General features: G+C 48.5%; 24 protein-coding genes and 1 pseudogene. 1 reads left to right on the forward strand and 24 read right to left on the reverse strand.

Features of this window, described 5'->3' with window-relative positions:
* Positions 1-9 precede the first annotated feature (9 nt).
* The 4 genes from ABFY19_RS09200 to ABFY19_RS09215 form a co-directional block, all read right to left on the reverse strand.
* Positions 10-1,437, reverse strand: coding sequence for a hypothetical protein (locus ABFY19_RS09200; protein WP_418790366.1), 1,428 nt, complete (start codon positions 1,435-1,437; stop codon positions 10-12).
* 103 nt (positions 1,438-1,540) lie between these two features.
* A complete protein-coding gene (locus ABFY19_RS09205; protein ID WP_418790367.1) occupies positions 1,541-3,877 on the reverse strand; it encodes a VirB4-like conjugal transfer ATPase, CD1110 family in 2,337 nt (778 codons plus the stop codon).
* A complete protein-coding gene (locus tag ABFY19_RS09210; protein ID WP_418790368.1) occupies positions 3,870-4,235 on the reverse strand; it encodes a PrgI family protein in 366 nt (121 codons plus the stop codon). The genes ABFY19_RS09205 and ABFY19_RS09210 overlap by 8 nt, the downstream gene beginning before the upstream one ends.
* A gap of 47 nt (positions 4,236-4,282) precedes the next feature.
* A complete protein-coding gene (locus ABFY19_RS09215; RefSeq protein ID WP_418790369.1) occupies positions 4,283-4,498 on the reverse strand; it encodes a hypothetical protein in 216 nt (71 codons plus the stop codon).
* A 99-nt stretch (positions 4,499-4,597) separates the two neighbouring features.
* Here ABFY19_RS09215 and ABFY19_RS09220 point away from each other — a divergent pair, with 99 nt between their 5' ends.
* Positions 4,598-5,008, forward strand: a complete 411-nt coding sequence (locus ABFY19_RS09220; RefSeq protein WP_418790370.1) for a hypothetical protein — start codon at positions 4,598-4,600, stop codon at positions 5,006-5,008.
* 30 nt (positions 5,009-5,038) lie between these two features.
* On the opposite strand, the gene ABFY19_RS09225 is transcribed toward ABFY19_RS09220, so the two are convergent.
* The 20 genes and pseudogenes from ABFY19_RS09225 to ABFY19_RS09320 all read right to left on the reverse strand — a co-directional run bounded on the left by ABFY19_RS09225 (position 5,039) and on the right by ABFY19_RS09320 (position 23,173).
* Positions 5,039-5,878 (reverse strand): hypothetical protein, encoded by an 840-nt coding sequence (locus ABFY19_RS09225; protein WP_418790371.1) that lies wholly within the window; start codon positions 5,876-5,878, stop codon positions 5,039-5,041.
* 75 nt (positions 5,879-5,953) lie between these two features.
* Positions 5,954-6,259 carry a TrbC/VirB2 family protein gene (locus ABFY19_RS09230; protein ID WP_418790372.1) on the reverse strand — a complete coding sequence of 102 codons (306 nt, stop codon included), beginning with the start codon at positions 6,257-6,259 and terminating at the stop codon, positions 5,954-5,956.
* Positions 6,260-6,287: 28 nt separating this feature from the next.
* Positions 6,288-8,051 carry a VirD4-like conjugal transfer protein, CD1115 family gene (locus ABFY19_RS09235; protein ID WP_418790373.1) on the reverse strand — a complete coding sequence of 588 codons (1,764 nt, stop codon included), beginning with the start codon at positions 8,049-8,051 and terminating at the stop codon, positions 6,288-6,290.
* On the reverse strand, positions 8,038-8,229 hold the full coding sequence (locus ABFY19_RS09240; RefSeq protein WP_418792574.1) for a hypothetical protein: 192 nt from the start codon (positions 8,227-8,229) through the stop codon (positions 8,038-8,040). Before ABFY19_RS09240 ends, ABFY19_RS09235 begins: the two co-directional genes overlap by 14 nt.
* Positions 8,230-8,241: 12 nt before the next feature.
* Positions 8,242-9,048 carry a DUF3801 domain-containing protein gene (locus ABFY19_RS09245; protein ID WP_418790374.1) on the reverse strand — a complete coding sequence of 269 codons (807 nt, stop codon included), beginning with the start codon at positions 9,046-9,048 and terminating at the stop codon, positions 8,242-8,244.
* A complete protein-coding gene (locus ABFY19_RS09250; RefSeq protein ID WP_418790375.1) occupies positions 8,999-10,396 on the reverse strand; it encodes a relaxase/mobilization nuclease domain-containing protein in 1,398 nt (465 codons plus the stop codon). Before ABFY19_RS09250 ends, ABFY19_RS09245 begins: the two co-directional genes overlap by 50 nt.
* Positions 10,356-10,565, reverse strand: a complete 210-nt coding sequence (mobC, locus tag ABFY19_RS09255) for a plasmid mobilization relaxosome protein MobC (protein WP_418792615.1) — start codon at positions 10,563-10,565, stop codon at positions 10,356-10,358. The genes ABFY19_RS09250 and mobC overlap by 41 nt, the downstream gene beginning before the upstream one ends.
* A 6-nt stretch (positions 10,566-10,571) precedes the next feature.
* Positions 10,572-10,745, reverse strand: a pseudogene (locus tag ABFY19_RS09260) (CopG family transcriptional regulator); the annotation flags it as partial.
* Entirely contained in the window at positions 10,742-11,125 is a 384-nt protein-coding gene (locus ABFY19_RS09265; protein WP_418790376.1) for a DUF3849 domain-containing protein, read from the reverse strand. The gene ABFY19_RS09265 and the pseudogene ABFY19_RS09260, both read right to left, overlap by 4 nt.
* Positions 11,126-11,258: 133 nt before the next feature.
* Entirely contained in the window at positions 11,259-11,477 is a 219-nt protein-coding gene (locus tag ABFY19_RS09270; protein ID WP_418790377.1) for a DpnD/PcfM family protein, read from the reverse strand.
* 126 nt (positions 11,478-11,603) lie between these two features.
* A complete protein-coding gene (locus ABFY19_RS09275; protein WP_418790378.1) occupies positions 11,604-12,449 on the reverse strand; it encodes a nucleotidyl transferase AbiEii/AbiGii toxin family protein in 846 nt (281 codons plus the stop codon).
* On the reverse strand, positions 12,446-13,039 hold the full coding sequence (locus ABFY19_RS09280; RefSeq protein ID WP_418790379.1) for a type IV toxin-antitoxin system AbiEi family antitoxin domain-containing protein: 594 nt from the start codon (positions 13,037-13,039) through the stop codon (positions 12,446-12,448). Before ABFY19_RS09280 ends, ABFY19_RS09275 begins: the two co-directional genes overlap by 4 nt.
* A gap of 154 nt (positions 13,040-13,193) precedes the next feature.
* A complete protein-coding gene (locus tag ABFY19_RS09285; protein WP_418790380.1) occupies positions 13,194-14,141 on the reverse strand; it encodes a DUF3991 domain-containing protein in 948 nt (315 codons plus the stop codon).
* Between the two features lie 76 nt (positions 14,142-14,217).
* A complete protein-coding gene (locus tag ABFY19_RS09290) occupies positions 14,218-14,562 on the reverse strand; it encodes a DUF6664 family protein (RefSeq protein ID WP_418790381.1) in 345 nt (114 codons plus the stop codon).
* Positions 14,563-14,631: 69 nt separating this feature from the next.
* Complete coding sequence (locus ABFY19_RS09295) at positions 14,632-20,322, reverse strand: N-6 DNA methylase (RefSeq protein ID WP_418792575.1); 5,691 nt, start codon at positions 20,320-20,322, stop codon at positions 14,632-14,634.
* Entirely contained in the window at positions 20,250-20,624 is a 375-nt protein-coding gene (locus tag ABFY19_RS09300; RefSeq protein WP_418792576.1) for a TnpV protein, read from the reverse strand. The genes ABFY19_RS09295 and ABFY19_RS09300 overlap by 73 nt, the downstream gene beginning before the upstream one ends.
* 912 nt (positions 20,625-21,536) lie before the next feature.
* Positions 21,537-21,845 (reverse strand): hypothetical protein, encoded by a 309-nt coding sequence (locus ABFY19_RS09305; protein WP_418790382.1) that lies wholly within the window; start codon positions 21,843-21,845, stop codon positions 21,537-21,539.
* Between the two features lie 13 nt (positions 21,846-21,858).
* Complete coding sequence (locus ABFY19_RS09310) at positions 21,859-22,467, reverse strand: hypothetical protein (protein ID WP_418790383.1); 609 nt, start codon at positions 22,465-22,467, stop codon at positions 21,859-21,861.
* Positions 22,468-22,537: 70 nt separating this feature from the next.
* The gene (locus ABFY19_RS09315; RefSeq protein WP_418790384.1) at positions 22,538-22,627 is read right to left on the reverse strand and encodes an LPXTG cell wall anchor domain-containing protein; all 90 of its coding nucleotides are present in this window, start codon (positions 22,625-22,627) and stop codon (positions 22,538-22,540) included.
* 369 nt (positions 22,628-22,996) lie between these two features.
* On the reverse strand, positions 22,997-23,173 hold the full coding sequence (locus ABFY19_RS09320; RefSeq protein WP_418790385.1) for a hypothetical protein: 177 nt from the start codon (positions 23,171-23,173) through the stop codon (positions 22,997-22,999).
* Between the last annotated feature and the right edge of the window lie 38 nt (positions 23,174-23,211).

The following is a 23,211-nucleotide window of genomic DNA, read 5'->3' on the forward strand; positions in this document are numbered from 1 at the left end:
AATATCCACCTAACTTCCGGTAAGCTGCATGAATAGCTGCCGGTATTTATCCTTCATCAGCTCATTCAGCATTTTCACCTGCTCCTCATTGAAACCGCACTTGGCAATCATGTCCGAATAGGATTTTGAGGTCACCTTAATATGCAGGATTATGGTAACTGTTTCGCCGCGCACAACGGTTTCGGTCCAATATTCAATTTTGTTCATATCCCAAAAGATGTCCCGTAGAGTTCCTACCTTGTCATCGTCAAGAGTGGCAACCTCCATGCCATTTCTCGGATCTGCGGCCACCTTAACCGCATAGACTGCCAGGATGTCTCTCCAATTACCAACCATCGTGCTGCTCCCATTGTTGGATAGATCCAGCGTGTCATGGGGATTTTCTTCCTCTATCTGTTCAATTTTTGCCGCAAATTCACTGTTAAGCTGCTTGACTACCTCCATCATAACCGGCGTGTTCCCGCTGGGGCTTTCATTGGAATAGAAAATCCCAAAAACAGAGCCTAACAAAAGTCCGGCAAGACATATCACTAAAATGACAACAACGGCTACCCATCCACCCGCAGCAATTAGGGAGATCAAGCTCTTGGCTGCTGCGATAATCGCTTTGAGGGTGGCTATGATTGCTTTCGCTGCCGTCTTTGCTGAGACAGCTGCCGCTCTCGCTGTTGCCTGTGCCGCCTGTGCCGCTCTTTGGGCTGCTCGTGCGGTTTTAACAGCCGTTTTTGCTGCTGTTTGTGAGGTCTTAACAGCAGTTTTTGCAGTATGCTTAGCGTTTTTAACTGATTTTTGCGCCGTTTTCACCGTGCCTTTAGCCGCTTCCTTTATGGTTTTACTACCGGAATTAACGGCTTGGCTGATGGGGCGTCCTGTTGTGCTGGAAGGATTGAAGGTTTGCCGTACTACTTTTTCGACAGGTTGAAAAAAGGGACTCTGCGTGGTTGGTGCAATTATGCGCCCGGATGCCTGCCTTGCCTGCGTAAAAACAACTTTTTGATCTGCTGTCTGAATTTCTATATTATGAGTTAACCGCAGTTTCGCTCTGCTTTGAACAAACCTGCGTTTTATCAATTCATTCGGTTTTGATAGGGTAAACCTCCGTTTTGCTGTTTCCTTCGTGCTGGATTGTGCCGGTTTATATTTTATCTCCAGTTTGGCTGCCTGTTTTCCCATAGATGCGCGGCGTTCACACATTTTTTCAACCGCCTTTTTGCCATAGTTTTCAGCAGTATGTCCTACTTTCCAGGCAATGTTTTGCGCACCGTCCCGGACGCTATTTGTAGCATCGTCTACATAGTTGCCATTCTCATTGTGTCCGAGTTGCTCGGCCTGTTCCTTCGTTCGGATATAGGCATTCTTTGCTCTGCGGGACACGTCCGTTGTCTTATCCAGCACTTTAATATCCTTTAGGGTTTGTTTGCTTTTGATTTCTTTCAAGACGCGTGCCTCCTTTCAAGGTTTTGCTTATTCTACCGTTCCTTAATAGAAAAATAGACGGCTGACCGGAAGTACGGCCAGCCGTTTGCATTTCGTAAGTTTATCATATTTCCGCCTGTTCTCCCGGCTTGGTGGTCATCAGGCGGTAGAGCTTGGTGTTACGCGGAAATTGATCGGTGAAGGGAACAAGGGAACTGCCTACCTTAATAAGTCCATTTCCCGCGTCTACGTTGGTGATGTAGGAAAGCTGGAGGTCGGAAATGTTTAGGAGCTTTGCAAGCTCCATTCTATCCGTGGAGGACTGATTGAGCATGACGATAAATTCAGAGTTGGCCAACATGGTACGCGCCGTATGGCTCTGTAAAAGATCGTCCACATTTTGCGTGATCCCCGTGCAAAAAGCGCCGTACTTTCTGACACGTTTCCAGAGCGTGAACAGAAAGTTGGTGCTGTACTCATGCTGAAACAGCAAATAGATTTCATCAATAATAATGAAGGTATTTTTGCCCTTTGCTCTGTTCTGCGTGATGCGGTTTAAGATGCTGTCCAGCACTACCAGCATTCCGATAGGCAGTAGCTGTTTCCCCAAATCCAGGATATCATAGCAGATGAGGCGGTTGTTCACATCCACATTAGTCGGCTTTGCAAAGGTGTTCAGGCTACCGGATGTGAAAAGCTCGATAGCCAGGGCGATTTCCTGCGCTTCCGCCTCATCCTGTTTTAAGAGTTCCGCGTGAAAGTCCTGCAAGGTAGGCGGGTTATCCCGGTAATTGCTTTGCAGATATTTACGGTAAACGCTGGCGGTGCAGCGGTCAATCAGGGATTTTTGTTTCGCACCCAGGTTCTGGCCGCCGATGAGCTGCTCACACAAGGACAGGACAAACTCGGATTTGAGGATGACAGGATTTGCGCCGTCGCCGTAATCCCTGTTCATGTCCATCGCGTTAATGTGGTTCGAAGAGGTGGCGGAAATATGGATAATCTCGCCGCCCATCGCTTTGACCAGCGACGAATATTCGCGCTCGGGATCAATCAGGATAATATCGTCATCGCTGGATAATATCTGATTGACGATTTCACGCTTAGCGGTAAAGCTCTTGCCGGAGCCGGAAACACCCAGGATAAAGCTGTTGCCGTTTAGCAGGTGCTTGCGGTTGGCAATTATCATATTTTTTGAAATAACATTTTGACCGTAATAAATGCCGCCGCTATGGGTGATTTCCTGTGCCCGGAAGGGAATAAATACCGCCGTACTTTCGGTGGTCAGCGTACGGATGGCGTTAATCTTGCGCAATCCATGAGGCAGCACCGTGTTCAGACCATCCATCTGCTGATAGGTTAGGGTGGAGAATTGGCATAGGTGCTTTCGGGCAGTGGTCAGCAGGGTTTCGGTGTCACTGTCAAGCTGCTCCCTGCTGTCAGCAACATGCACCATTGTCAGGACGGCAAACATCATCCTCTGGTCACGGGTGGTCAGGTCGTCGAGGAATTCCTTGCTTTCCTTGCGCTGCTGCTCCATATCATAGGGAACGACGGCGGAAAAATTGTTGTTCTGGTTCTGCCGCCGTTGCCAGTTGGTAATATTGGTCTCGACACCCAAAAGCCTGTTTTCCACCTCCCGCACGGCTTCGTCCGTGGGAATGGGGATAATGTCCAGGGACAGCATCATATTGCGGTTCAGGTCACAAAGCTCGGACACCATGCTGTCCTTGATGTAGCTTGCAAACTCCCGCAGGAAGATGACTCGCCCGAATTTACTTCCCATGCGGAAGTGGTCCTTTTCAAATTCAAAAGTGTCGGGGCAGATATAGTCCTTGAAATCATGTCCTTTTTTCATGGTGGCAGACAGGTCGAAATGGAAGTCCGTTTCCTCGCCTGGGCGGAAAAAGTCGTGCAGGATTCTAAGACGGTCGGTAGCATCCAGCTCCACGCACTTTGAGCCCAGGTGAGAAAAATGGGTAATCAGGTCTGTTCCTATGCGGGAGAAGTAGTTACGCGCTTCCTCAATATTCTTTTTCATCACCGATATAGTTACGTATTTATCCTGCACAATACTATTGGAGCCGGTGGCTTTATCCAGGAGCATCCGGTTGTATTCCCTGCGGTACTCGTCCAGCCCATCCTCCCTTAGCAGGATCAGAATGGAGCTTTCAAAGTCCGCTTTATTCAACCTGCGGTTGTTGATGGTAATTTTGGTGGTGGCCCCACTGTCAAAGGAATTGAGAAGCTCCGAATAGGATAAAAACATCGCTTCCTTGTCCTCCTTGGATGCCACCGCGTAATTGATGTCCTCGAAACGAAAGGATTTTGAAAACTTGTTGCCCACACGGAAAATCCCGTCCGGCCAGATAATACGGATAGGGATGGCCTGCTGGACACCTTTAGGGACGATAAACCGCTCCTTATCCTGTTTCATGATTTTTCGCAGGGTCTTAATCATGGCGTTTCAATTCCTCCTTTTCGTGCTTCTCAATGGTCTGTTTCAATACCTCGTAATACACGTTCGTCGGATAAAAGGTCAGCTTTTTAGGCATGAGAAACTCCGATTTGATGTAAGCCCATAAAAACTGCTCCGCCGTCATGCCGTGGTATTTGATAAAACCCAGGGCCGCAAACGGGAAAGCTCCCAAAACGCATATCCAGCTTATGGTCTCCATGCCGAAGAAGTTCCGCAGGCCAAAGTAGATGCTAATGGCCACACCGATGGCCATGACAGAAAAAATGAACTGCCGCAAGGACAGTCCAAAAAACATGCTTTCGGTATAATCCCGGATTTCCCGGTTGATCTTTACTTCCAAAAACAATCGCCTCCAAATAAAAATAGCGTCTCTCAAACGAAGCGCCATTAGGATTTATCGTTCATGTTGGTTTTTTTTATGTTTTTTTTATGCTTTTCTTGCTCTATTTGTATCCTGGCTACCAATTCGTCAATCTTGCGGTTCTGCGTCATAAATGCTTTATCCTGCGTAAGGGGGATACCATTTTTCAAGGCTTCATCCGCAAGCCTGTTAAGTTTTCCCTTCTCTTTTTCCAGTTTTTCATTGAGAGTCTCCTGTTTCATGCTGAAACCTCCTTGCTTTAATCAATGCGACACCCTTCTATTTTTTTTATCCATGTGTAATAATGGAAATATACAAACTGCATAGAAAGGAGTTCCATTATGCCAATCGCGGCAATTATTTCCCTCTGCCTTACGGCGGGATTACTCATTCTCTCTTTTATATTTAAAGTAGCCGGAAAAATCCGGCTGACGATTCCCATTCTTTGCTTCCTGCTATTTAGTACCGTGCTGAACAATTGGGCAGGAGAACATGAGACTTTAGCATTCATCATTCTTTTCTCGCTGCTTGGCTTGACCGTGTTAAGCTGGATTGTGTCGCTTATTAAGGCAATACAGCGCAAACGTGACGAGAAATACCTTGAAGATGATGTCACATGGCAAATCGCAAAGGCAAGAGAGATGGGCGTACCTCTTGACAAAATTCAGTTTAACGAGCATGGGGATTTGCTTGATCCAAGAACAGGGGAACCTGTTGTTTATGGGGAGGGTATTCAGTTCAAGGATATATGACGATACCGGACTATAATACCCAACTTCCCTTTATAACCCCATCATCTCCCGCACTACCCGGTCGGCCATTTTCACTGCGCCCACCAGCACCAGCATATTAAAAATCAGTTCCCCGACATAGGCCCATACCATTGTGACGACACTGGCACTGGTGTCCACCACCGGTGGCGAGGACGCAAAAACGGAAAAGATGACGCAGGCTAGAATGATGATAGCCCCTTCCAGGCACACGGCAGCATAACCTTTCAGGAAGGCTTTGCCGATGCTTTGGCTCGGTTCCCCGGCAAAGGATGCTAGAGGCACAGGGGCGATAGCGGTATAAAGATAGAGTTTAAAAAACCGGCCATACACTGACAGGATCATAATAAAAGACAGCACTGTGATGAACAGGCCGCCGATGAGCGTTACCGCCCACAACGGGATGCTCTCCCAAAAGCTGCAATCCTTAATGGCCTGCACTATGGTATCCGGCAAGACGCTTTGGTTGGCCGTTCCGAGCCTTGCACTGCTCATGATGGTAGAAATAATCCCCTGCACGATGTTGAACAGCGCCATCATCAGCTCCAGCCCGTGGGTCACAACACCTTTTGCCAAGGCGAATCGTATGAACAGCTTTAAGGCGTGTTCCGGCCTTTTGACTTCTACAAAGCTGCCGCATGTTTTTACCACGCCGATGACGAAAAACAGCACCAGCAGGGCAAGTCCGATGGCCTGGAGCGCTCCGTGAATATTTACAATGACATTCCAGATGCCGCCGCCTTTAAATTCTGTGGGGGATTGGGTCACGAGTTGCCATATCTCCGACAGCTTTTCATTCCACGTTTGAAGCGCGTTATTGAGGTTATCGATTACCCAGTTGCCGCTTGACATAGCAGAATCACTTCCTTAAAAAGATTTGGGGAACAGGCTTTTAGTGCTTGTTCCCCTTAAATTTGATGCGCTTCATCAGCCCGTAATGAGATTCAGAATCTCTCGGGCAAAGGTAATAATTACGCCACCTGCGAGAGTCAGAAAACCGTTGGCCCTTTGGGAAGGGTCATGTGATTTGAGTGAAAGACCAATCTGCACAATGCCGAAGCCCAGCAGGATCAATCCGATGGCCCGGATTAGTCCGAATATGAAGTTGGACAGGTTGTTGACGACGGTCAGCGGGTCGTTGGCCGCATACGCAGGTGCGGTAAAGAGAGCCATCACCAGCACCAGTGCGCAGTAAACGGCGAAAGTCCTTTTGGTTTTCTTTGTAATTTTCATGAATCATACCTCCAAATCGATTTTTATTTTAGCATCGAAGCATTGTTTCGAGTTCTTCCTCAGAGAGAAGCTCGTAATCGCTGTTTTCGTTTAGGGCCACAGCTTTCCAGTCCAATGCGTTTCCAGTATCACCATGCCGGAAGGGTTGGCTGCTGCCGTCAACGGTCAGTTTCATATTGGGGTGTTTGAGAATATTGTACTTGTCGTCCATCACTGCCCATTCTCCCCGGATGAACAGCAAGGCAAAGCGGTTGTCTATCATCCGCACCTCATCGGGGGTCAGAAGCTCCCTTCCGGACTGCTGGTAATTGGTGGAGTAGCTTCCGTTCCTGCCTTTGCTCAGTCCGTAGGTGTTGGTGTCGATAGTTTCCTTGCCTAAAAGCTCGGACACATACTTATGAGTGGACAGCTCGTTGCCACCGAGGTACAGAAATTCGTCACAATTGCCCACGATGGATTCCCATGTGTCTTTAAACAGGGCTTTTAATTGCGCCAGGTTTTGCAGGATGATGGACACACTGATTTCCCTTGAGCGCATTGTGGAAAGCAGCTTGTCAAACTCATCTGGCAGGGCGACATTCGCAAACTCATCCATAACAAAATGGACATGGACGGGCAGGCGGCCTCCGTGCTTATAGTCGGCAAGGTACATGAGGCTTTGGAAAAGCTGTGTGTAGAGCATACCGACAATAAAATTAAAGGATGAATCGTTATCGGGGATAGCGGCAAAGAGCGCCGTCTTTTTTTCCCCGATGGAGGACAGCTCCATTTCATCCACTGTGGTGATTCCGGCAAGGGTGGTCAGGTTGAACTTTTCCAGCCGAACACCCAAACCGATTAGAATGGATTTGGCAGTTTTGCCCGCCGCCAGCTTGAAGATGTTGTACTGCTTGACAGCCAGGTGCTCCGGTTCCCGCATTTCCAGCCGTTCAAACAGCTCGTCAAGGGGGCTTTGATAATTTTCGTCATCCTCCCGGACTTCAGCGGCTGCAATCATTTCCATGACCATCGGGAAGTTCTGTTCTTCTTTCGGCGCTTCATAAAGAAGATAGAGAATCAGCGCCTCCAGCAGCGCGGTTTCGGAGCGTTCCCAGAAGGGGTCGTTAGTGTTGCTGCCTTTGGGTGTGGTGTTGCGGATCAGGTTGGTGACGAGTTTTAATACATCCTTGTCGTCCTTGAGATAGGCAAAGGGATTGTAGCAGTGGGACATGTGCATGTTGATTAAATCCAGCACCTTGATTTCATAGCCATTTGCTTTGAGCAGGTTCCCCGTGTCCCGCAGGATTTCCCCCTTGGGGTCGAGGACAACAAAGGAGGTGTTAGCCTGCATGACGTTGGGTTTGGCGTAAAATCTCGTCTTACCGGAGCCGGAGCCACCCACCACCAGTACGTTTAAATTTCTCTTATGCTTCCAGCCGTCCAGACCGATGCTAACGTTCTGTGTCAGGATTTTGTTTTTTTGCGGGTCTTTGTCCCGGTACTTTTTATTGACAGCCGTCGCGCCGCCCCAGCGGGCGCTGCCGTGTTCCTCCCTCCGCCGGTAATTGCGCTTGGTAGAAAGGTAAATCCCTACCCCCATACAATAGGCGACGACAAAAAGCAGGATGCACTTGGGCGAATCATTCACCCATTGGATATGAAACGGATTGTTCATCGCCTCCGTGAGATTGGCAAGGATTTCGGGAAGTCCGCCGGAAAGAGAAGGGGCGGTCAATAATGCCGCCCACACCACAGGAATTAAAAAAACCGCAAAGAGTATCAGGTTGCTCCTTGCAGTTTCATCGCGCCTCATCGTGGCTCCTGCGCTTCTGCTTTTTTGTCGGGGCATCAATAGTTTTTAAAAGCAGCTCATCCACGGCGTCGGTGGGGCGCTCTTCTTTAATAAGGTCGTTTCTGAGCTCGTTTAGGGCGTTCACCACAACACCGTATTCGTAATCGTCCAGGGTAAGCACCCTTTCTTCTTTCTTTATGGGCAATCCCTCCTAACGTTCCGGCTCCTGCCGTATTTGCTGCCTGTTTGACCTGGTATTCTGTTTTGCGGCCTGCGGCTGCTCTTTGGCAGGTTTGCGCTTGTATTCCGCCGCCTGTTCCTTTTGAGCAGCCTTGATTTCCCGCAGTTCTTCACGAACGGATCTTCTCGTCAGCTCAATAGCACCCTCGGCGGCTTTCCCGCTGCGCTCGCAAGTAGGCTCGGACGGACGGGATTTCTCCGTCGTCGCCGTCGTGGGGTTTGGGTTGTCGGTCGGCTCGGCTACCGGTGTCGGCTGGTTGGGCTTTGCCATTAGTTCATCCAGAAAATCATCCGCACTTTTTTCGGCGGGCGTTCCTTTTTCGGGAGGTGATTTTTCGTCCGGTGTATTTTCTTTCTGCTTGGCTGCCCGAGATTTTTCGATTTTGTTCTTGATGCTTGCCGTATCCACAGTAGCCAGCTTGAAGCGTTCCACAATGCGGTTGATTTTGGAAGCGTCCTCTGCCCGCACCATGATGTCACACATCCCGTCCAGGCTCTTTTTATCCCGCAGGGCACAGTACAGGACGCCATAGCGCTTGGCCTCTTGACAAAACTTCTTTAAATCCTCGTTACGCACAGCAAAGACTTTCAGTTCCTTGCCGCTGCGTAAAAGCCCCTCCAGACGGATTTTACCCTTTGTTTTTTTCTGGTCTTTCATGACAGCATATAGATAGGTGGCAAGGTTTTTCGCGCCCTCGCCTGAGATTTTGGCCATCACCTCAATCCCTTTAAGGCTCATATTGACGATTTGATCCGCTGCGTCGGCTCCGCTGTTCATAGCTTTTTTCCTCCTTTCCCTGATAGAGTTCCTCATGTTGAACCTGAATCAGTTTCTTCTTCATTTCTTCGGAACGGGACAGAATGTCCGTACAAAGCTTCACCTCCTTTCGCAGCAGGGACAGCTTCCTGGAAAGTCCGGCAATCTGTTGCTTATATTCCGCAGCCTTCGTATCGTCTTTACACCGGCGCAGACGATGGTAAAGGGATTTGCGTGCACCGGACAGGGCTGCCATTTCCTGCTCCAGTCCATTCTGATACATGAGAAGCTGCTCCTTGTTCTCAATCCGATGTGTGCAGAGCAACTTGGTTTGAGCAATAAGTTTATCCAAATATCGGATGTCCTCGCGCAATAAAAAATGCGTCCGTTTATTGGACACACGATGTTTTGGCAAAATGCCCATCTTATAGAGGTAGTGTATGTAGAGAGCTTGCAATCCGGTGAGCTTCCTTGTTTTTTGAGGATTAAGTCTACCTCTGAATATATAGTGTTTCCGCTTCGGCTCCGGCAGGATCTGCGGACGTTTCGGGGTACGGTTTTGAAGTATCCGCCGCTTAATAGCTTCCTCGGTGTAATCATCGCCCAAAGTTTTCAACCGGACAAAACGTTCCTTGCCTGATGGCCGCACCGCTATGTATTTTACGCCGGTTTTCACCTCATATTCCTGCTTTCGGAGAGTAGCGATAAATTGAGTGAAGGTCATAGATACGGCAATGGCTTTGTCCACATCCTCACGGATGAGGTTCCGCCAGGTGGGTTTGCCTTTCTGCTCGGCCTTCCATTCAGCGTAGTGCTTGGATTTGCACTTTTGCGGTTTTTCGATGACGGACAGGGAGTATTCCCGGCACACCCGGTCAGAGGTCTGCCGCATGAGGGCGTAAGTGGCGTTGTTGTCGTAATACCGCTTGCCGTCCATGAAGGATACGGAGTTTAGCACAAAATGATTATGAAGATGATGCTTATCGATATGAGTGGAAACCACAACCTCAAATCGTCCGCCCCAAAGCTCCTGTGCCAGCTTTATACCGATAGCGTGGGCGGTTTCGGGGGTGGCTTCCCCCGGAGCGAAGGACTGGTAGCCGTGGAAGGCCAGGATGCCATCAGTTTTCTGGAATTGCAGCTTTGTCCGGGACATCTGCTTACAGGCGGTAGCCGGATCACAGTTAATGCCGCTAATATAGAATTGCTTTTCGGTCTTGGCATCCTGCTCCGTATATTCCAGCACGTTCCGCAGGCCCTGAAAATCAGGACTTGAAAACTCGGAGTTTTCGGTTTTGTCGGGATTTGTGGCATAATCGATTACCCGGTCAAGGCGGTCGGTTACGTCCCATATTGCTGTGGTTGCCATTATCTGTTCTCCTTTCCGGCGCTGTAACCGCCTCTATAATATCCTGTACCGCCTTTCTTAGCCGGTTGGCTTCATACTGGAACACCGTCCGATCGATGTGGCCTGTTGCGTTTGCCTTTGCCGCCATCTGGTTCAGATTGCCGCCAATGGCGTGAAGTTCCCTCATCATGGCGTAATAGTCGGGTGGGGGAAACTCTTTGGGTACGTAACCATTGAGGAGGGTACGGATGTATGCCTCCTGCGAAAGACCCGACTTTTTGGCGCTGGTATGAAGCCGTGCATTTTCTTCTTTGTTAAGCCATACCTGAACGCGAATGTCTCGTTTTCTCATCGTGCAGGCTCCTTTCATTTGGGGTGGGCAAGCACCTTTTCCCGGTTCATCAGAAGCCGCACCGTAGCAATAACGATGATAGGATGGTCGTTGATGCAGAATTCGGAAAAGTCCCGTGCTTCTCCCTGATGCCCCGGAAACTGCGGAAAGGGTTCAACCTGAGCCGCCCATTCCTTTACCAAACGGTAGTACCTTCCATCCCAGGGGGCACGATTGACGGTTGCGGCCAGCACCCGCTGTACACGGTCCTGTCCATGCGCTTGAATGATTTCTTTCAGGAATTCGGGCAGTTTGCGGTCATGGTAGCTGTGTGTGAGCACCGCATTTTCCGTAAATGCGTCCTTGCAGGCGAGGACAGCGCGGAATTCCTCGTGCCATTTTTGTTGAAGCTCGTTCATTCATAACACCTCTCATATTGATTGATAGTGTGCAGCATGATGGGGGGTATTAGGGGCCTTGCCCCTAACAAGCGAATTTTGGGAGACAAAATTCAGTGCTTGCTACAACATAAGACAAAGGAAAGTCTGGCGGTCATCGTTCATACTCGCGGCGCTTTTGGCTCTTGCTCCGTTCTTCGATTTCTTTTTCTCGTGCGGCAAATTCCACACCGGCAAAGTGTTCCGCGTCGAGGATGTATTCTTCGTTGCTGTACGCTTCCCGCACCATCGCCTCCGCTTGCTGGGCATTTTCTGCTTCGATCTCGACGGTCATGCAAAGGGTTTCTTTGATTTCCACCTGATAGTTTTTCATAAAAGCAAAGCCTCCTTTCTTTAATTTTTAAGCAAAAGAAAAAGGCACTGATTTCTCAGAGCCTACATGGATTCAAAAATACAAACAACTCAAAATATCAAGAAGATAGAGTTTAGTCGTATATTCTTAAAAACCAATTTCATCAAAAATTCGAATGATCAAGCGGCAGATTTCCATAAAATCAATCTCCTTCGCATAGACAAAGTCTGTTTGGTATTTTTTCCAAAAGCCTTTCATTTGTTCGCTTTCTGCGATGCTATTCAGCGCAGCTCTATAATTCGACATAACAGCACCGCTTTTCCGTTTGGATGCAGTTTCCACCAATGCGTTATTTAATGTCGACCTGTCACATTCATGGCCTCTTAGCTGATACAAGATGTAAACATCGTAAAAATCTCTCAGCCTTGTATTAGCAATTCCACGGGTCACTATGGTTTCCAGCTTTTCGGCAAGCACCGTTTCCAGATTGTACGCCATAACTTTAATTGTCCTGTCGTCAAATAAAAGTTTGAAGGAGTATTCTATTGCTCTGGGAGTTATTTTATCTCCGGTCGTAACATCCACGGATAGGGGAACAGCCAATGGTAGATAATTAGCCTTCATTGCTACCCTGATTCCCGGATAATCGTCACCTTCCCGTATATCATAGGTATTCAGCACTTCAAACTTGACATCATCCTCAATGGGAATAGAGCCTATTTCTTCAAAAATTCTCCTGACAGTATCATGGTTAACGTCAAAGCCTTTGATCGTGGTATCCAGATCCATCGTCGCTCTTGTATCAAGTCCGACAATGGCTGAAATCAAAAAGCCGCCCTTTAAGATCAGATTAGATTGATATTTGGATACGGAAATACGTTCCAGCAACCGCTCCAGCATGTAGTTCTGCATAATAAGCTGAGCGGAAATGTTTTTTTCGGCGGCCATCTTTTTTATATATGCTTTTAATTGCATTGGATTGTTCGTTCTCATAGCAAAATCCCCATATAGTTCAGTATTTTAGGCTTTACCCGAACTTTCTCGGCATAATCAAATAGCCGCGTGATATTCTTCCCCGGCATTCTGGCGTATTGCTTCATTGCCTGATTGACTATCTGGATGTCGCAGGTGTTATTCCCTTTTACGATATCGCAAAGCGTGCGTTCCACATCGTACAGACGGATCGGATTACCATAAGGAGAAACGCCACTGGTCAATCCGAGTTCGTATAAATCTTCTACGGTTTTTTTGATTTTGACATTTTCTTGTTTCAAAGAATACACATGATAACCATATGGAAACGTCATGGTATATTTCATGGGCGTCCTGTCCGTCAGGCCGTGAATATATAAGGCCGTTTCATGAGAGAAAATACCTCTGCTGTACTTGTACTGCAGTATATACATCTCATCTTCCCACATTTCCGGCTTGATATAAATTCCTCGGTCAACCTTGGTCAAAAGCTCCATGTCCAGCATCTTTTTAAGACAATGTCTAGGTATATTTGCCTCCGTAACCTGTGAAGCAGTAATTATTCCATTGTTCTGCGCAAGCATCTCTTGAATTTTTCCGATATTGTCCATTCTGTACCTCCTTTACAGTACAATTACACTCTATATTATAACACGTTAGAGTGTAATTGTATGCATTTAAAAGGCAAGTAGTATCAGCTTTTTTTATTTTACTCTTGCTATCACCATAATTTAAGTGATAGCAAAAATAATTAGCAATTTGACATTATCGTTCCTTCCCACGTCGTTGCGCCAACACCATTTTTAAACAATCGTTCATGTCTTTTCCTCTCTTCGGCGGCTCGTCGGAAACGGCGTAAGTAGACGGAAGCAGGGTTCTGATAGTCTTTGCTGCCAGTAGTCCCGGTGTATCGTTATCCAGATGCAGGTCAATGCTGTCAATTTGCGGGAAGTCTTTTAAGTATTGAATGAGCGCGGCGGGCGGGGTGCTTTCCTCAATAATCTTTTTCGGCATATAAATTCCCGCAAGGGACAGGTAGTTTCCCTGCCGCCAATCTCTGCCGGAAAGCATCTCCAATGTGCCATAAGAAAGTAGGTCAATAGCGCTTTCAAATAGGTGCAGCTTACTGCATTCGTTCCTGGCCGGGATAGAAAAGGAGAAGTGCTTGTCACTTCCATTAACCTCCCCCATGAACCGGTTGCCAAACGTTCCACGGAGAGTAGCGTATTTGGGAACGCCATACTGGTCAAAACCAATAAAGACAGCGTTGTGATAATCGCGGCTTTCATACAGCCGTTTGGTCTGGATGCAGTAGTCTATTATCTCCCGGTGAATGCCGCGCACCATAAGGTAGGCAATCGTGCGGTCGTTGTTTTCATTTTTCTCCGGCAATAGCAGTCTTTTGGGCCCGGAGGGTTCCTGTGCTTTTGGCCGGGCAGGCGGTGTGATGGCTGCCTGTCCGTCTATCTGAAGCACAGCTTCGGGGAGCGACATGCCCCTCACCTTGATGAGATAATCCAGAGCGGAGCGCCCGCCGATGTTACGCGACCACCAGCACCATTTTCCGTTGCTGATTTTCAGGCTGTCATGGGTGCGGGTGGTATAGACATTGCCGGAGAAACGTACTAGCTCCCTGGGTTCATAATAATGCAAATAGGTCAGAAGGTCCATTTGCTTTGCTCGGTCAATCTCCTCCGGTGTTACGTAAGGCATATTTTTTCACCTCTTAAAATGAAACAGCCTCGGACATTTACGCCGATGCTGTTTCATAATTTATTCTGATGCAGGATCATAATGTACCGATTCTTTTCAGGTAAGCTATACAGTCCGCATGCCCCTGAAAATAGATTTGGATACGTTCCATACAATCTGCCTTTTCAACCACCCTTAAATATTCAATCAGTGCCTTATGCTCCTCTTGGTTCAATGTAACGCCACCATCCCCATCCACGGCGGTAAGCACGGATGAATATTGTTGTAATATTTCTATTCGCCTGTAATAGAGCTTGCTATACTCTTCATTGCTATGGCGAAGGGTTACAGCAATATCATTGTTGATTTCGAAGAATAATTCTTCCATTCGTTCGGCTAAATTGTTTAAAACAAACGGCTGAAAATTACTTGAAGAATTCATTGTACTCCTCCTTGCCTTTACTTTACTATAAAACAAAGGAAAAATTTAAAGCAAAGGTGTGAACAATAGTTATCTTTCGTAGCCCACTGCTTTCTTCTCGGGAATGTCCATATCCTCGTCCGGCTCGCCGTCCAACACCTCGTTTTCATGTTTATCCATGTTGAGTAAAATATTCAGCTCTGCCAGCCGTGCAGATTTGGTTTGTAGTTCCTGCCCTTTTTCAAAGGGGATATCGATCTGCTCCTTTGCCATTTCCATCTGCTGGTGGAGCGTTTTTAACTGTTCTTGGCAATACTCCAGCTTTTTCGGTATTTCGGCAAGAACGTTATTGAGCCTTGTGATGTTGCCGTGGATGTCCGTGCCCAATGTGACCGTATGGCTCAGAGCGCCACGCAGGATAATCTGATACTGCTTATTAAAGCCGTCAAAGGAAAACCGCATCGGGAAGCCCATGTAACTGCCCAGTACCTGCGGCTCCGGTGAGGTCATCAACTTGCAGGCTTCCAGAATAGCCGCACCCGCCTTGACTTTTTCAGTGTAGAGACCACCCTTGACCGTCATGCCCGGAAATTTGCTGTCCTCTGTGCTATCTTCGACAGATTTTAATGCGCTGTGCTGCTCATACAGGGAAAGGTCTTTTTCGTAACCTTCGATGCGTTCCTCGGTAGATTTAATCTGCTGCGGATAGTGTTTGAGCAATCTGTCTTCCAAAGCGTAACGCTGGCTTAAATGGTTGGCTTTCAGCAATTTTAGTTTGGAAACCTGAATGTCTAAATCCATCTTCTCCTTAATTAACGGATTGCCGGTTGCCAGTGCCTTTACCTCGGCATAGGAAAGCGCCGTTTCATCAATATCCTCGGCGCTTCTTACATGGGATTTGGAAGTCATAATCTGGCTGATGAATCGCTGCTTGTTCTCAAGTATCTGGTAAAGGTAAGCATCAAAGGTGTTCTCCGTCACATACCGGAAAATATGCACCTCATCGTTTTTGTTGCCCTGCCGCACGATACGTCCGCCTCGCTGCTCCAGATCACGGGGCCGCCATGGGCAGTCCAGGTCATGGAGTGCAATCAGGAGGTCCTGCACATTGGTCCCTGCTCCCATTTTAAAGGTGGAACCTAACAGGATTCGCATCTGTCCCTTACGGACTTTGGCAAACAGTTCCTTTTTCTTGGTCTCCGTGTCGGCATCATGGATAAAAGCAACCTCGTCGGCTGGGACACCGCGTGCAGTCAGCTTTTGGCGTACATCGTCATACACGTTAAAATTTCCATCGTTCTTTGGAATGGACAGATCGCAGAACACAAGTTGCGTCAGTTTCTTATCGCGGTTTTCCTGCCAGAGGCAGAATACATTTTCCACACAAGCGTTTACCTTGCTGCCCTCATGGTCGGAAAGCATGGGATTGGCCAACCGCTGGTCAAGGGCCAGCTTCCGGCCGTCGTTAGTTATTTTAAGCATATTATCCTCATACGGTTCCACCAGCTTGGCGCGCACCCGTTCAGCGCGCTCCGCAAGTTCAGCCACCATGTCCTGCTGGAATTTGCTCGGCTTCACCGCCACATTATGATAGTTCGCTTTCGGTACGGGAAGGTTAAGCATATCCGCAGTCTTGATATCCGCGATTTCCTTAAACATATTCATGAGTTCCGGCAGGTTATAGAACCGTGCAAACCTCGTTTTGGCCCGGTAGCCTGTGCCCTCCGGCGCAAGCTCAATGGCGGTGACCGTTTCTCCGAAGGTGGAAGCCCAGCAATCGAAATGCTGGAGTCCGTTTTTGTGCAGGGTTTCATATTGCAGATACCGCTGCATGGTGTACATCTCGGTGATGGAGTTGGAAATGGGCGTCCCCGTGGCAAAGATGATGCCGCGCCCTTCCGTCAGCTCGTCAAGGTAGCGGCATTTAGCAAAAAGGTCGGAGGATTTCTGCGCCTCAGTCTGTGATAGACCCGCCACATTGCGCATTTTTGTGTAAAGAAACAGGTTTTTGTAAAAATCAGCCTCATCCACAAACAGGCGGTCAACGCCTAGCTCTTCAAAGGTGACCACATCGTCCTTGCGGCTGGTGTCATTAAGCTTATCCAGCTTTAGTTTCAGAGTCTTTTTGGTCTTTTCAAGCTGCTTGATGGCATAACGCTCTCCCCGTTCCTCTTTCAGTTCCCGGATGCCGCCGGTGATTTCCGTGATTTGGTCTTCAAGCTGCCGTTTTTGTCGTTCTGTGGAAATAGGGATTTTCTCAAACTGGCTGTGTCCGATGATTACCGCGTCATAGTCACCGGTCGCAATTCTTGCACAAAACTTCTTACGGTTTTTAGTTTCAAAATCCTTTTTCGTCGCTACAAGGATGTTGGCCGACGGGTAGAGCTGTAAAAACTCTGCCGCCCATTGCTCGGTCAGGTGGTTCGGCACCACAAACATGCTTTTATTGCAAAGCCCCAGATGCTTGCTTTCCATTGCCGCAGCCGTCATCTCGTAGGTTTTGCCAGCACCCACGCAATGGGCCAGCAGGGTATTGCCTCCATAGAGGATGTGGGCCACTGCATCCACCTGGTGCTTGCGAAGGGTAATTTCCGGGTTCATACCGGTAAAACGGATATGACTGCCGTCATATTCGCGGGGACGAACGGCGTTGAAGCGTTCATTGTAGATTCGCATCAGCCTTTCCCGGCGTTTGGGGTCTTTCCATAGCCAGCTTTGGAATACCTCCTTGATGGCTTCCTGCTTCTGTTGAGCGATAGTGGTTTCCTTTTTATTCAGCACCCGCTTCTCCACGCCGTCTACCTCGACGGTATCAAAGATGCGCACATCCCGCAGGTTGAGGGTTTCCTCGATGATCTTGTAGGCATTGATGCGTTTCGTGCCGTATGTAACATTGGCTTTGATGTTATCGCTCCGGTCGTCACTTTTTCCCTTGACGTTCCAGTTAGCGGTATATCCGGAATAATGGACATCGATGTTGCGTTTGAACATATTAGGAGTTTCCAGAATCTCAAAGATAAAGTCCTTGATAATATCTGGGAGAAGCCAGGTCGCGCCAAGCCGCACGTCGATTTCAGACGCGCTTAATTCTTTTGGCTGTACCTTTTCCAGTGCCGTGACGTTTATACTGTAGAGGTCCTGATACATTTCGGCAAACCGCCGGGCGGTTTTGAGCTTTTCCCGGACGTTGCCGGACAGGTATTCGTCCGCTGTTTCAAAACGCGGTTTCCCATCATCGTTCGGCTTTTCGGGACTGCGGAAGATCACGCCTTCCATGTCTTTAACAATTTGTTCCTCGGAAAGCCCTGTCAGACTCTGCATTAGACCTAAGTCCACACAGGCTTTTTCCGCGATGGAGATGGCCAAAGCCTCGGTGGCGGTATCCACATGGGTAACGACAGTGCGCTGCCGGATGGTGCGCTTGGTGAACATATCGGCCTTGCGCTCCAATTCGCCGTTCTCGTCCAGAATTTCAAGAGAGCAGAGCAGGCAGTAGGAGTTGTCGTCGGAAAAAGCCATGTTGTTGCCGCGGTTGCTTAAGAGCCCGTATTTTTCAGTAAATTCATCATACAGCTTATTCAACTCGCGCTGCTGTTCCCGGATCACCTCATCGCTGTAATCCTCGGTCTGGTATTCGATCAACTCGCGGACGCAGTCCCGAATGGCAATCATACCCTTAATGCGGCTGGCCGCCGTGACGGAAACTTCCACCTTGTTCATCCGGCTGTTTTCGCGATAGTAGATCTCGCCATCAACAACGGTATAGCTGAAATTTCTCACGTTCGGGTCTGCCAGAATGGAAGTATCTTCTTCCTCGGCCATCTCGTCCGGCTCATATTCAGTGATTTCCGCATGGATATTCTCCAGGGCTTCGCGGAGCAGCTCAGCAAGGTCGGCGTTTTCAAAGGGCCGGCAGGTGGTTTCTTTGGCATTGCCGTACATCATGTCAGCGTAAGCCATCGTACCCAGCACCATATCGGGGTTGTCGGCAAAATAGCTGTTGATGGGAATACCGTCCTTAGTGGTAGAAAGATGTACCCAATTGGGTTCAATATCGATCAGCCTGTCACGCTTTTGCAGATATAGGATGTCGGTTGTGACTTCAGTGCCTGCATTGGCAAGGAACGCATTGTTTGCCAGCCGGACAGCGCCCAACAGTTCTGCCCGCTGCGCTATGTATTTACGGACTTCGGGGTTTTGCTTATCCATCGTGCCCTTGGAGGTGATAAAGGCGATGATGCCACCGGATCGTACTTTGTCGAGTGTTTTTGCGAAAAAGTAATCGTGAATATAAAACTTGTATTTGTCGTATTTTTTGTCCGCTATGCCATAACTGCCAAAGGGTACATTGCCGATGGCCAGGTCGAAAAAGCTGTCGGGTAGGTTGGTTTCTTCAAAGCCTTTTACAGCAATGTTGGCCTGTTGGTAAAGCTGTTTGGCAATGCGGCCAGTAATGCCATCCAGCTCGACGCCGTACAGCTTTGAATCCTTCATGCTGTTGGGGACAAGACCGAAAAAGTTGCCGATGCCGCAGGCCGGTTCCAAGATGTTGCCGGTCTTAAAGCCCATGTTTTCCAAGCAGGCATACATGGCCTTGATGACGGTAGGGGAAGTATAATGGGCGTTTAAGGTGGATGCCCTTGTGGATGCATATTCCTCGTCGGTGAGCAGTTCCTTGAGTTCGGCGTATTCCTTCGCCCACTGACTGTTGGCCTCATCAAAGGCTTGCGGCAGACTGCCCCATCCCACATAACGGGATAGGACTTCTTGTTCCTCCGGCGTGGCCAGACGGTTTTCTTCTTCAAGCTGATTTGAGAGTCGGATGGCAGCAACGTTCCAACCGTATTTGGTTTTTTGACCACCAGCGCCCAGGTTATCGTCGGTGATACGGTAATTGATGTGCGTCTGATGGGGTTCTTCTTTTTCGGTCGGTTTCTTTTCCGTTTCCCTGGCCTGGGCGTCCGGCAACTCCAGGTCCAATTTCACATCCTCCGGCGCAATGAGATGGTTGTTTAACGGATTATCCCGCAGCATCCGTTCAAAAGCTTCCCGTGGAAGCTCTTTGATGAACAGTGGATACCGGATGTCCCTTAACTGCACCGTACTGCCGTCAAAGGATAAAATCTCGTATTCCTCCGCACCGAGATACACCGTATCCCCAAGGGAAAAGGCATATCTTGCCTCGTTCTTTGGCAGCGGCTCCGGTTTGGCAAGGGCTAGCCCCCGGTTCAGAATTTCGCGGGCATAGGCTTCTTCGGCAAGCTGTCGGCGGAGTTCCTCTATTTCCTGCTGCAAGGCGGGCAAACGCTCTTTTTCCTTGCTGTTTAAGTAGCGGTCGGCGGTAATCAACTCGCTAAGGCGCTTTGCAACCTGATTCCATGTCAATCGCAGTTCTGAATTTGTAATAAAGCTGCCATTTTTACTGAGGGAAAGGCCTTTCCCATCGTGCCATTGGTTACCACAGGTTCCATCCGTGAAAATATGAGTGCCGCCGCCGGTTCCGTATTCTTGCTTTAGAAAATCAATGGTTTCCTTTGGGGTATGCTGCTCCTGGTAGTGCAGGTAAACACGGAATTTGCCGTCCTGAAAGCCGGTACCCTTGCAAAGTGCATGGTCGATTTCTTCCTGGGAAATTGAAAAAGCGGAGGATTTTTCGTCCTCCGCCTGTTCTATCGCTTCGATTTGCTGCTCTACGGTGGGTAAAAGGGTTAGCTGTACACCAGTTCCGCTAGTATTGTTTCCTCCGCCGAGTGCTGCAGGTTGTTCATATAACCCGTCCAGCCCAACGGGTCGGTCGCCTTGTCCGGTGCGGGACTGCTCTTCAGGAGCTTCGCCATGATCCGTTCGATGCGTTGCTTCGCCACCTGGTCGATTTCCGCGAGGTGCTCCGTTAGCTTGCCTGACAGCATCAGGCTGGCGAACATCCCTTTCCGGTGGTTTTTCAGATATGTTTTGCGCAACATCCCATACTTGCCGATGTGCGTTTCTTCCTCCTGCAGCGCCAGGTCGGGTATCAGATAATCGCCCTGCATTGTGTACGTCAGTTCCATGTTCACCATTCCTTTCATCATTTCTGCTTTCATTGTGCCCCACACCCTGATTTTTTGCAATTGTGCGGGTTTGTTTTCTTTCCGTTTTTTGCTGGTCTTTGACCGTTGCCTCGATTTCCCGCAGCAGCATTTCGGAAATATCGCTTCCGGCGGCCCCCAGTCTGGATATAGTATCGAGGGTATTGAAATTCACAACGCCCTGAAAATCCTCAAAGCTGAAAAAATTATTGATGGGATAGCCACATCGGACTAAGAGCATGTAGGCCACTGAACTTCTAATGGCATCCTTGAAGATGACTTCTACGTTCAGGCCGTCCAACTCCTCCAGGAAGCTGTTCTCCCGGCAGTACATCAGGTCGGTGAGGTAATCCGCATAATTATCCTCCACGGCATTGAAGGCGGCTGAAACCAGCGCAGAGGCAATATCGCTGTTATCCTTGAGGTCGCCGAAGGAATTTTCCAGCGTTTCTGTCACAGCCTCCGCATATTTATCCTGCATAGCCCAAAGGACAGCGGGACGGTTATACCGGCTATGGGTGTCCGACACGTTAAAAACATGGCGCAGGCTCAACCGGCTTCCGCTGTCGTCTATGAGGGCAATACCTTTCGCGCCCCTGTTTACCCATCTGCCCAGCTTCAGGTTCCATATCTCAATGGGAGCGCAGGCAGTGGCATCGGGGCGCTGTGCATAAATCAAAAGCTGATCCTGAAACGGGTATTTGTAGTTCCAGGCCGCCGTCTTCAGAAAGGAAGTCCAGTTAACAGGATTTCTCGTGACGCTGTAAGCCGTCCTTTGCGAAAGCTCCGTAATCAATTGCAGTTTCGTTGCCAACTCTGTCCCTCCTTATCGTTCGGGCTCGTAGCTCACCTTTGCTTTTGTTTTGTATTTCTACTGAAAATCTTTGTTCTTCCATTGCGTTTTATCGAGCAATTCATCATTTCTCCTCACCGTTCTGGCTCATTCTTTTTCTTTTGGCGCTGTTGTACGGGGTTTTTAGGTGTATCCTTTTCCTGCCGGAAGGTTCTCAAATACTGTATTTCTTCCAATGCACGACGGCATAAATCCTCGACGGCAGTCAGGCGGTCGTTGCAGTAATGCCCCCATAAGTAGGTTTTTTTGCCCGTGTCATCTTGTTTGCATTTCCAAGTCACAAATTTTTCAGACGCATTTTCACACTCCCCGAGCACAAACATTCCATTTCCTACGATTAGCCGGTCGGTGATGGTATAGCCGGCGTTCATTTCTTCAAACATTTTTATGCGCCTCCTAACGCGTCTGTTCCTGTTTTTTCTGCTTTGCCTGCCTTTCAGCCTGTATCTGTTTCAGCCGGTCCTTTGCCCAATCGGGCATATATTCCGGTTTGAGGGTACCCAAAATATCCTCACGATTCCAGCGCGATTCCTTTCCGGAATAAAGATTTATAGTATAAACTGCCCGGCCCCTGGCATTGGCATGAGCGCCAAAGCCGCCCGTAGCCAGCACAAGCTGTTTGTCGGCGGTGCGGTATTCGGGGCGCAAACACTCCGGACAAATACTTACCACCTTGTTTTCAAAGTTCTGCCCGTTATCATTCGGGATACAATGTTCCATCGTGAAAGCCTGCAAAGGAACGGTGACTTTGTTCCGCTCCGCTTTTACTGCTTCAAGCTGCGTCGTTACGCGGTCGGTAAACTCTGTCAGCATTTCCAGATAGTCCGCACTTCCAACGGCATTAAAATAATGCTCGATCCCCAATGGGTTATCCCAGGTGCAGTTGCACACCATATACGGGCAGTCGGCCTTTTTTTCATCCACTCCAAAAACAATTTCTTTATCTCCAACATGGATGGCGTGTTCTACCTCGTAGGTATCCACCATGCGTTTTTCTTCACCCATTATCTTCTCACTCCAATCGAATGGACGAATAGAAAAGGGACGATTTCGCCGCCCCTTTACCGTCCAGCCGTTATTTCTTTTTGCGCTTGAGGTATAGATACATCGCACCGCCCACAATCACTAAGCAAAGTGCGACTGCCAGTATGGTTTTCAGTTCCATCAAAACACCTCCTTATCGCAGAATTGTTAAAAGCAACACTTTACCGGCCGAAAAAGAAAAAGGGCTGCTTCGCCTTCTTTCTGGTTTTTTCCTCTGCAACGGTCGGTTTTCCATTCTGCATCAGCATATTACAGATATGGATTCGCCGGATCAGAGTACGAAAGGTTTTGGGTTTCTTTTGACCCGTCTGTTTCATAAATAGCTCCTTTCTACATGAATTTTGCGGTATTACCTGCCGAAAGACATATCTTTCTTTTTCGGCTGGTAATTCTTTAGGGGGAGGGGTATGGGGAGGGGGAAAACGCAAGGCCGCCATGCAACGCCTGCAGGCAAACGGACAGACTACCCCCCTGGAGTAAAATCACCTCGTTAATCATCAGGTATGACACACTTTTCTTTGCTGCATTTTCCGCTATGCTTGTCAAAATACCGGCATTGCTTACACTCCTCATCCCTCACTGGTTTAGCAGGATGCTCACGGTCATGCTTTGGTTTTTCCTGCATTATGCGCTCGTATGTGCGCAGCCGCCCTTCCGTAAAGTACATAGAAGCACCTCCTTCCAAAAAGGGCATAAAAAAACGTC

It is taken from the genome of Phosphitispora sp. TUW77 (genome assembly GCF_048453025.1).
GTDB lineage: Bacteria > Bacillota > Thermincolia > Thermincolales > UBA2595 > Phosphitispora.

Bases quoted from the DNA above. Each gene is read 5' to 3' on its own strand.
- ABFY19_RS09205 (WP_418790367.1), bottom strand. From the start codon at position 3,877: ATGATTAAGACCCTGCGAAAAATCATGAAACAGGATAAGGAGCGGTTT.
- ABFY19_RS09215 (WP_418790369.1), bottom strand. From the start codon at position 4,498: ATGAAACAGGAGACTCTCAATGAAAAACTGGAAAAAGAGAAGGGAAAA.
- ABFY19_RS09220 (WP_418790370.1), top strand. From the start codon at position 4,598: ATGCCAATCGCGGCAATTATTTCCCTCTGCCTTACGGCGGGATTACTC.
- ABFY19_RS09225 (WP_418790371.1), bottom strand. From the start codon at position 5,878: ATGTCAAGCGGCAACTGGGTAATCGATAACCTCAATAACGCGCTTCAA.
- ABFY19_RS09230 (WP_418790372.1), bottom strand. From the start codon at position 6,259: ATGAAAATTACAAAGAAAACCAAAAGGACTTTCGCCGTTTACTGCGCA.
- ABFY19_RS09235 (WP_418790373.1), bottom strand. From the start codon at position 8,051: ATGAGGCGCGATGAAACTGCAAGGAGCAACCTGATACTCTTTGCGGTT.
- ABFY19_RS09245 (WP_418790374.1), bottom strand. From the start codon at position 9,048: ATGAACAGCGGAGCCGACGCAGCGGATCAAATCGTCAATATGAGCCTT.
- ABFY19_RS09250 (WP_418790375.1), bottom strand. From the start codon at position 10,396: ATGGCAACCACAGCAATATGGGACGTAACCGACCGCCTTGACCGGGTA.
- mobC (WP_418792615.1), bottom strand. From the start codon at position 10,565: ATGATGAGGGAACTTCACGCCATTGGCGGCAATCTGAACCAGATGGCG.
- ABFY19_RS09265 (WP_418790376.1), bottom strand. From the start codon at position 11,125: ATGAACGAGCTTCAACAAAAATGGCACGAGGAATTCCGCGCTGTCCTC.
- ABFY19_RS09270 (WP_418790377.1), bottom strand. From the start codon at position 11,477: ATGAAAAACTATCAGGTGGAAATCAAAGAAACCCTTTGCATGACCGTC.
- ABFY19_RS09275 (WP_418790378.1), bottom strand. From the start codon at position 12,449: ATGAGAACGAACAATCCAATGCAATTAAAAGCATATATAAAAAAGATG.
- ABFY19_RS09280 (WP_418790379.1), bottom strand. From the start codon at position 13,039: ATGGACAATATCGGAAAAATTCAAGAGATGCTTGCGCAGAACAATGGA.
- ABFY19_RS09285 (WP_418790380.1), bottom strand. From the start codon at position 14,141: ATGCCTTACGTAACACCGGAGGAGATTGACCGAGCAAAGCAAATGGAC.
- ABFY19_RS09290 (WP_418790381.1), bottom strand. From the start codon at position 14,562: ATGAATTCTTCAAGTAATTTTCAGCCGTTTGTTTTAAACAATTTAGCC.
- ABFY19_RS09300 (WP_418792576.1), bottom strand. From the start codon at position 20,624: ATGAAAGCAGAAATGATGAAAGGAATGGTGAACATGGAACTGACGTAC.
- ABFY19_RS09305 (WP_418790382.1), bottom strand. From the start codon at position 21,845: ATGTTTGAAGAAATGAACGCCGGCTATACCATCACCGACCGGCTAATC.
- ABFY19_RS09310 (WP_418790383.1), bottom strand. From the start codon at position 22,467: ATGGGTGAAGAAAAACGCATGGTGGATACCTACGAGGTAGAACACGCC.
- ABFY19_RS09315 (WP_418790384.1), bottom strand. From the start codon at position 22,627: ATGGAACTGAAAACCATACTGGCAGTCGCACTTTGCTTAGTGATTGTG.
- ABFY19_RS09320 (WP_418790385.1), bottom strand. From the start codon at position 23,173: ATGTACTTTACGGAAGGGCGGCTGCGCACATACGAGCGCATAATGCAG.